The organism is Protofrankia sp. CiP1_Cm_nod3 (genome assembly GCF_982290655.1).
In genome coordinates this window covers 16,427-23,393 of the sequence record NZ_CEVIVD010000078.1, presented here as the reverse complement: position 1 = coordinate 23,393, position 6,967 = coordinate 16,427, and the positions used below count along the sequence as shown (strand labels likewise).

The following is a 6,967-nucleotide window of genomic DNA, read 5'->3' as shown; positions in this document are numbered from 1 at the left end:
GGCGATATAAAGAACACCAGAACCATCAACCGCCACACCAGAAAGCGACGCAAACCCGGTGGCAACGGTAGCGATCGGAAGGTGGGAGGCAGGCGGGGAACTGGGCCTGCTCAGCAGAACCAGGATCGTGATAACGGTAGCGAGCAGCGCCGCCACAAGGAGACGGACGGTCCGGGCCCGAGGCCGGCGTCGGCGGAGCGGCGCACGGCTATCAGGAGGCGGGGAGGGCATCCGTGGTCTGGCGTGATCCGGGGACGACGGCTGACTCGGCGTCGTACGTGCTTTCTGACTGATGCTGTTCCTACGCTCCTGCAGTACGATGTCGTCCAGTTTTTCGAACAAACCGTCGATCTCGTCGTCGCCGAAGATGCCACGCAGCCGTCGTCTGTCCTCCTCCAGCATCCTCCTGGCCCGGCTGACGTGGCCCATAAGGGCCTGCTCCAGGGTTCTTTCCCTGACGCGCTCGAGTTCTTCCACCATCTTGTCGAACCAGGGACGGTTCTCCGCCAGCAGCCGCATGGTAAGTGGGCCGGAGGCCAGTTCGCCTGCCCGGGCGAACCACTCCCGCACCTGAATCTTCGCGGTGGAACCGGTCTTCCTCGCCAGCTTCATGGCACAGTTGTTGAGCACGACTGCCGCGTCGTCGCGCACGGAGGCCGTCCGACGGTGCCGGTCGGAGGGGAGCATGACCTCCAGGCGTCGCAGTTTCGGCACAGCCTGCCGCTCGATCAGCGACGCTGTCGACACGATCTCTTCCGGCACGATCGACGCCGTATCGTTCAGGCTGCCGCGGCCGAGCAGTCTGGACGCCTCGGTTATCGTTGCCTCCGCTATGCGATACAGCGGCTCGGCGGCCAGCTCCAGATGGTCGTCGACCACATGCGGTGGCACGGGCCAGCGGCGAGCCTGCTCGGCCAGCCGGCCGGGGTCTTCCCCGTCCGCCGTGGCAGCAAGCCCGAGCAGCGGCTTGACCAGGGCGATCGGTACCTTCTCTCGGAGCACGTCGATGACGGACTCGTCGAGCTGCCGTTCGTCCAGACTGACGATCCGATGCCGGATGTGGCCCCAGAAGGCCTCCTGGCGCAGGAGTGACTCCCACCGCCGCGGCGCCTCGGACCACAACCGCTCGAGTTCGTCAGCGTCGGCGGCGTCGGCGTCGGCGTCGGCGTCGGCGTCGGCATCGGCATCGTCGGCATCGTCGGCGTCCTCGTCGGACAGGGCATTCGGCGAGATCTCCCGGTCGAGCGCCACGCTGTGGGCCAGGACGGCCGCATCGTGGTCACTGTGCAGCTCCCGGGCACATCCACAGGTGGGATCAGGGGTGTCCCACAGCCAGAAAATCTCGTCGACCAGCCGGCCGCGCGGGTCGCCGAGAATACGCTCGAAAGCAGCGCGCGTCTCCTCCGCCGTGACCGGCAGATCATGACCGAGATCGATATCAGCGCCGGCCCGCAACGCGGTGAGGATTTTCTGCTGGCGCTGCCGCACCGTCCGCCGATCGGCGTCGGTGGAAACTCCGGTGATCCGAAATGCATTGCGCTGGTACAGCTCCGGCCCCGCGACCTCACCCAGCCTGATAGTTATCTCGTCGCTCACCATATCTCCCGGCCCGACCGCATCGTCGATCCGAACACGTTCACCCTGAACATGGCCAGGTCACATACCAGCACTGGCAGTCTGGTCGGATCGCGCGCCCAGCCCCATGGACAACAGATGGAATTCAGATGGACGTCAGCCTGGCGTTCAGCTCACGCAGCGATCCTCGGCCGCCGCCGCGGCTCCGGCATCCACCCCGGCCGCCCGTGCCTGCTCGTGGCCGTTCCCGATGGCGCGGCCCTTCGCGATCTCGGACCGCTCCCGTGCTACCACCACGGTGGCCGGATCGGACGTGTTCGTCCCGAAGGCGATCTCGACATCACTGCCCGTGGGGAGAGCTATCCGGGCGTCGCGTGGCCGGATCTCCAACACTCCGGCCTAACGGTCACGGTCTGCCCGACCACACTCACCCGGCGCAACAACCATTTACCGGGCATCGGGCAGCTCCCACACAATCACCGTCCAGTCGGCACCGCCGGTAGCAAGCAGGTGGCTGTCCGGTGACCATGCCACCGCCTCCACCGGACCGCGGTGGTCGGTGAGGGTGGCGCGGCGGGTGGGGGCCGCGATGCTGGTCACCTCCCACACGGTCACCGTGCTGTCCACGCTGCCGGCGGCAAGCAGGTGGCCGTCCGGTGACCATGCCACCGCCTCCACCCAGCCGCGGTGGCCGGTGAGGGTGGCGCGACGGGCGGGGCTCGCGGGGTCGGCCATCCCCCACAGCTGTACCGTGCTGTCCGCGCTGCCGCTGGCCAGCAGGCGGCTGTCCGGTGACCATGCCACCGCCCGCACCGGACCGCGGTGGTCGGTGAGGGTGGCGCGGCGTGCCGGAGTCAGGGGGCTGACCACGTCCCAGACGGTCACCGTGCCGTCGCGGTTACCGGTGGCCAGAAGGTGGCCGTCCGGTGACCATGCCACCGCCCGCACCGGGCTGCGGTGGTCGGTGAGGGTGGTACGGCGTGTCGGAGTCAGGGGGTTGGCCACGTCCCAGAAGGTCACCGTACCGTCGCGGTTACCGGTGGCCAGCACATGCCTGTCCGGTGACCACGCCAACGCCTCCACCCAGTCGCGATGGTCAGTGAGGGCGGCGCGGCGGGCAGGGCTCGCGGGGTCCGTCATCTCCCACAGCTGTACCGTGCTGTCCGCGCAGCCGGTGGCAAGCAGGTGGCCGTCCGGTGACCACCCCACCGCCTTCACACTGCCGTGACGGTGGTCGGTGAGGGTGGCGCGACGTGCCGGAGTCGCGGGGTTGGCCACGTCCCATACGGTCACGGTGCTGTCGTCGCTGCCAGCGGCCAGCAGCCGGTCGTTCGGCGACCACATCACCGCGCGGATCCCGGGAGCGCCGAGCGCGCGGGAGAGTTGGCTGCCGTGGTGAAGCACCGCGCGGCGGACCGGTGTCCCACGTACGAGTGGGCCAGGTGCCGGCGGCGGAACGGGCTGTCTCCCTCCCGGCGTCCTCGGCGGGGACGTGAGCACGGTAGTACTGCCGGGCGTATCGGCGAGGCCGGGAAAAACCGGGGCGGCAGGGGGTTTCGCCCGTCCTGCCCGCAGAATCCTCACCTGCTCGAGCAGCCGGGCGGCAGCGGTCGCCGCGGGCACATCGAACAGATCGAACGACACGATCTGCCCCAGTAGCCCCGGCCGGGGGCAGTCCGTGATCCGGATCGGGACCAGCCTGCTGGCGAAGCCCAGTGGATCCGCGGCCTGCGCGGCCTGCCACTCCGCCTGGCCGTAGATCGACGTCAGATAGGCCTCGGACAGCAAAGCTATGGTGCGGTCCGCCTGGCTGACCCCCTGCTGCATCCGCACTGCCCAGTTCGAACCCGGAATGAAGTCCCACGCCTGGATCAGCACCCGTAGCCCGGCGGCCTCCAGCTGCCAGGCCACCCACTCCGCCCAGCCTCGGTCGACACCGGTGTAGGAGATGAAGAAATCCCACCGCGGCGTCGGTTCCTCTTCCTGCTGCCCGCCCGTCACCGGATCGCCGCCGCCCGAATCCCCCTATCACCCATAGCTGCGGAGTATGCCACGCAACGCACCCGTACATCCCACAAGGGCTGGTACATCCACAGGGGCTCGTCCCGCGTGGGGCGGTCGCTGGCGTGGCCAGAACCTCACACTCATCGATCATTGCGTTGGCCGGTGTCACAGGAGTGGCATGCTGGTCGGCGTGCACGGCAGAAGCCACGGCAGGTTCTGGTAGAACCATGAATGCGATAGGGCCCACCCCTGCCCACACAAAGAAGACCTGGATCAAAAACGCCGATCGGCGATCGGTTGGGAGTACCCCGCCAACCCGGTGAACGACTGCGGCCAGCGGAAGGGATTTAAGAATATCCACTCCGGAAGATGCTCACTGAATACAACGGGACGAGGCGGACGGTCGGTTCGTCAGCCTCGTGCAGGATCGAGAAGTTCTTGGCATGCGCGTCGGCGTTGCCCACGGCCGTGGTGGACGTCGCCCGGCTCCTCGCCCTCGGGTAGCAGCTGGATCGCGCCAGCGCAGTCGCGGCCGAACGCTTTCAGGATCCCGTAGGTGTCGGCTGGGCGTACCCCGGCCATAGCCGCCATCCGTTGCAGCGTCGGCCCCTCAGGCAGGATGTTCTCGAAGAAGTCCAGACCCCGCATGTCCCGAGGGCCGATCACCGCCCCGATGGGTAGCCCGACCGACAGCGCCGGGCTGCCCGCTCCCCACCGCTCCACCGCCTCGGCCGCAGCCACCTGCGTCACCCCGGCGGAGGTTCGGAAGTGCTTGATCGCCGCGCCGAGGTCCCGCGCCGCGACCACCTGGTACTCACCCGGCGGTATCACCACTGACCAATACTACGCCGCTATCCGTAAACAGCGATATCACCGAAGACAGATATCGGCGGGGACGCCGGCGGAACGCAGGCAGACGGGGACGTCGACGGCGGCCAGCGTGGCGAGAACGGCCTCGCGTGTGGACGTCTTCCTCGCCGCGGAGACCTGCCGGATGGCCCGATCTCGTCGTCGTTGCGCAGGTCGATGATCGTACGGATGCCGTGCGAGTACAGCGCGGACCAGCCGGCCGCGCTCAGCCGGCCGAGGCTGCCCGAGCGGACGAGCGCCCCGCGGCGCAACCGGCGGCCGCCCCGGGTGGACAGGCTGCCGGGGCCACGAACGTTGAAACAGCCATCCCGGCCGAGGTCACGGTCAACACCCGCACGGCAACTGCCCGGCAAGACAGTCCCGGCCTGGCTGCATGCCCGCCGCATGACTACTATGACTAGTCTGACCTACTTGACCGGAGGTTCGTCGTGACCGAACCAGCGAGCCAGTGGACGGCCGCGTCCGCCAAGGCACACTTCAGTGAGATGCTCGACCGGGCCGCCTCCGAAGGACCCCAGACGATTACCCGTAACGGGCGCCGGACAGCAGTCGTGGTGTCCATCGAGGAATGGGAACGCAGAACACGCCGCCGCGGCACCCTGGGTGACTTTCTCGCCGCATCACCGCTCGGCGAGGTGGCCGACCTCATCCAGCGCCCACGGGAAACCTCCCCTGGCATCGGCCTGTGAACGTCCTTCTCGACACCAACGTCCTGTCGGAACGGGCGCGGCCACGCCCTGACCCCGCCCTCGTCCGCTGGATCGACGAGCTGGACGAAGACCGTGCGTTCATCAGCGTCCTCTCACTGGCGGAGATCCGCCGGGGGATCGAACGCCTCCCGGCCGGCAACCGGCGGACGCACCTGGCCGCCTGGCTGGACACGGACCTGGTACCCCGTTTCGCGGACCGCATCCTCACCGTCGACATCCCGATAGCCGACGCCTGGGGAATACTCGTGGCGGACGGCGACCGCAACGGCAGACCGGTGCCGGTCATCGACGGGTTCCTCGCCGCGACGGCCACGGTGCACGACCTGGCTCTCGCCACCCGTAACACCCGGGATTTCGCCCACCTGGGAATCCCACTGATCAACCCATGGAACGACAACGAAACCCGGTAACCGGCAAGAAGGGCGGCAGAGGACAAGGAGACGGGCCCATGCATACTGGACGGCGCTGGCAGGATGTCAAAGCCGAGGCGTACCGACGCCGCCCCGAGTTGGCTGACCCCGTACGGCAGGCCCAGGCCCGCGCTGCACTCGACGCATACGTTGCAGGTCACCATCCCCAGGGACTCCGCGGGCGGTCGGCAGGGCCCGGTCCGAGATCGCCCTGATCCTCAGGTGTATCCCAGGCTCGGAGCTCCCGGATCGAGAACGATGGCTCTGACCACTGGCCGGTGAAGGAACGGTGATGGCGGATTTCCTGAACGAGCTCTTCTCACTGCGGCGGCGCACCGCGGTGGTGACCGGCGCGACCTCCGGCATCGGCCGGGGCATCGCGCTCGCGCTCGGCCGGGCCGGCGCTCGGGTCGTAGCCATGGGACGACGCGCCGACGCGTTGGAATCCGTGGTGGACGACCTCCGCGTGGCCGGCGGACTGGCCGAAGGTGTCCGTTGTGACGTAGCCAGCCGCGCGGAACTGAGCAGGGCGGCCGACCTGGCCGCCGAGCCATTCGGGGAACCGGACATACTCGTCGCCTCCGCCGGCGTGAACATCAGGCCGCCCTTCGGCACGCTGACCGACGACGAGTGGGATCTCACGATGGCTGTGAACCTTGACGCGCCGTTCCTCCTCGGTCGCCGCTACGGCCCCCTCATGGCCGAGCGGGGATGGGGCCGGATCATCAATCTGGCATCGCAGCAGACGGTCCGGGCGTTCGGCAACAGCGGCGCGTACGGGGTTTCGAAGGCGGCTGTCGCGGCACTGACCCGGTCCCAGGCGGAGGCATGGTCGAGGCACGGGGTGTGCTGCAACGCGATCGCGCCCGGATTCGTCCGCACACCGTTGACCAGGTCCGTCTTCGACGATCCGGAGCGGGCGACGGCAATGGCCGCGCGCACGATGGTGGGGCGCAACGGCGAACTGTCGGACCTGGTCGGCGCCGCGGTCTTCCTGGCCGGGCCGGCCGCCGCTTACATCACCGGCCAGACGATATTCGTGGACGGCGGCTTCTCGTCCACGTAGTCACCACCGTTCTGTTACCACCGCTCCAGGCTCGGCGCCACTGGCCGGAACCCGGCGGTTGCGCCAGGAAACCGGCGACATCCAGCTTCCGTAATTCATGCAGATCATTACAAACCTACTGGTGATCTACCGCGTCAGCTTTCTGATCGTCACGAACAGCGACATGCTGGAGCGGGGCCGCCCCCGACCTCCGCGAGCCTGGTTCTACCCGTCGGAGGACGGGCGCTGGTCATTCGTCTTGGCGTGCTCTGCCTCGTCGTACTCGGGGTGCCGTCATCCGGCCGGCTCCGTGGCCAGATCGTTGAAGAATCCGCACCCTGTAACGATGACGG

The 6,967-nt window shown here is 68.2% G+C and carries 8 protein-coding genes; 4 read left to right on the top strand and 4 right to left on the bottom strand.

The annotated features are described in order from the left end of the window. On the bottom strand, positions 1–1,251 hold a 1,251-nt coding region (locus AC5LUJ_RS15470; protein ID WP_493465161.1), incomplete at its 3' end, for a hypothetical protein. 24 nt (positions 1,252–1,275) lie between these two features. On the opposite strand from AC5LUJ_RS15470, the gene AC5LUJ_RS15465 reads away from it, so the two are divergent. Continuing rightward, complete coding sequence (locus AC5LUJ_RS15465) at positions 1,276–2,100, top strand: hypothetical protein (protein ID WP_493465160.1); 825 nt, start codon at positions 1,276–1,278, stop codon at positions 2,098–2,100. Here AC5LUJ_RS15465 and AC5LUJ_RS15460 read toward each other — a convergent pair. The 3 genes from AC5LUJ_RS15460 to AC5LUJ_RS15450 form a co-directional block, all read right to left on the bottom strand. Then, complete coding sequence (locus tag AC5LUJ_RS15460) at positions 2,023–3,576, bottom strand: toll/interleukin-1 receptor domain-containing protein (RefSeq protein ID WP_250290967.1); 1,554 nt, start codon at positions 3,574–3,576, stop codon at positions 2,023–2,025. The two genes, AC5LUJ_RS15465 and AC5LUJ_RS15460, sit on opposite strands and share 78 nt — an antisense overlap. Before the next feature lie 414 nt (positions 3,577–3,990). Then, positions 3,991–4,413 carry a HipA N-terminal domain-containing protein gene (locus tag AC5LUJ_RS15455; RefSeq protein WP_250285836.1) on the bottom strand — a complete coding sequence of 141 codons (423 nt, stop codon included), beginning with the start codon at positions 4,411–4,413 and terminating at the stop codon, positions 3,991–3,993. Between the two features lie 17 nt (positions 4,414–4,430). Further along, entirely contained in the window at positions 4,431–4,835 is a 405-nt protein-coding gene (locus AC5LUJ_RS15450) for a tyrosine-protein phosphatase (protein WP_445548752.1), read from the bottom strand. Positions 4,836–4,877: 42 nt separating this feature from the next. Here AC5LUJ_RS15450 and AC5LUJ_RS15445 point away from each other — a divergent pair, with 42 nt between their 5' ends. The 3 genes from AC5LUJ_RS15445 (at position 4,878) to AC5LUJ_RS15435 (ending at position 6,635) form a co-directional block, all read left to right on the top strand. Next, positions 4,878–5,138: a type II toxin-antitoxin system Phd/YefM family antitoxin gene (locus tag AC5LUJ_RS15445; protein WP_250285837.1), complete on the top strand. Its 261-nt coding sequence runs from the start codon at positions 4,878–4,880 to the stop codon at positions 5,136–5,138. Further along, positions 5,135–5,569 carry a type II toxin-antitoxin system VapC family toxin gene (locus tag AC5LUJ_RS15440; RefSeq protein WP_250285838.1) on the top strand — a complete coding sequence of 145 codons (435 nt, stop codon included), beginning with the start codon at positions 5,135–5,137 and terminating at the stop codon, positions 5,567–5,569. The genes AC5LUJ_RS15445 and AC5LUJ_RS15440 overlap by 4 nt, the downstream gene beginning before the upstream one ends. A gap of 292 nt (positions 5,570–5,861) precedes the next feature. Continuing rightward, positions 5,862–6,635, top strand: coding sequence for an SDR family NAD(P)-dependent oxidoreductase (locus AC5LUJ_RS15435; protein WP_493465159.1), 774 nt, complete (start codon positions 5,862–5,864; stop codon positions 6,633–6,635). Positions 6,636–6,967: the final 332 nt, after the last annotated feature.

Bases quoted from the DNA above. Each gene is read 5' to 3' on its own strand.
- AC5LUJ_RS15450 (WP_445548752.1), bottom strand. From the start codon at position 4,835: ATGCGGCGGGCATGCAGCCAGGCCGGGACTGTCTTGCCGGGCAGTTGC.
- AC5LUJ_RS15435 (WP_493465159.1), top strand. From the start codon at position 5,862: ATGGCGGATTTCCTGAACGAGCTCTTCTCACTGCGGCGGCGCACCGCG.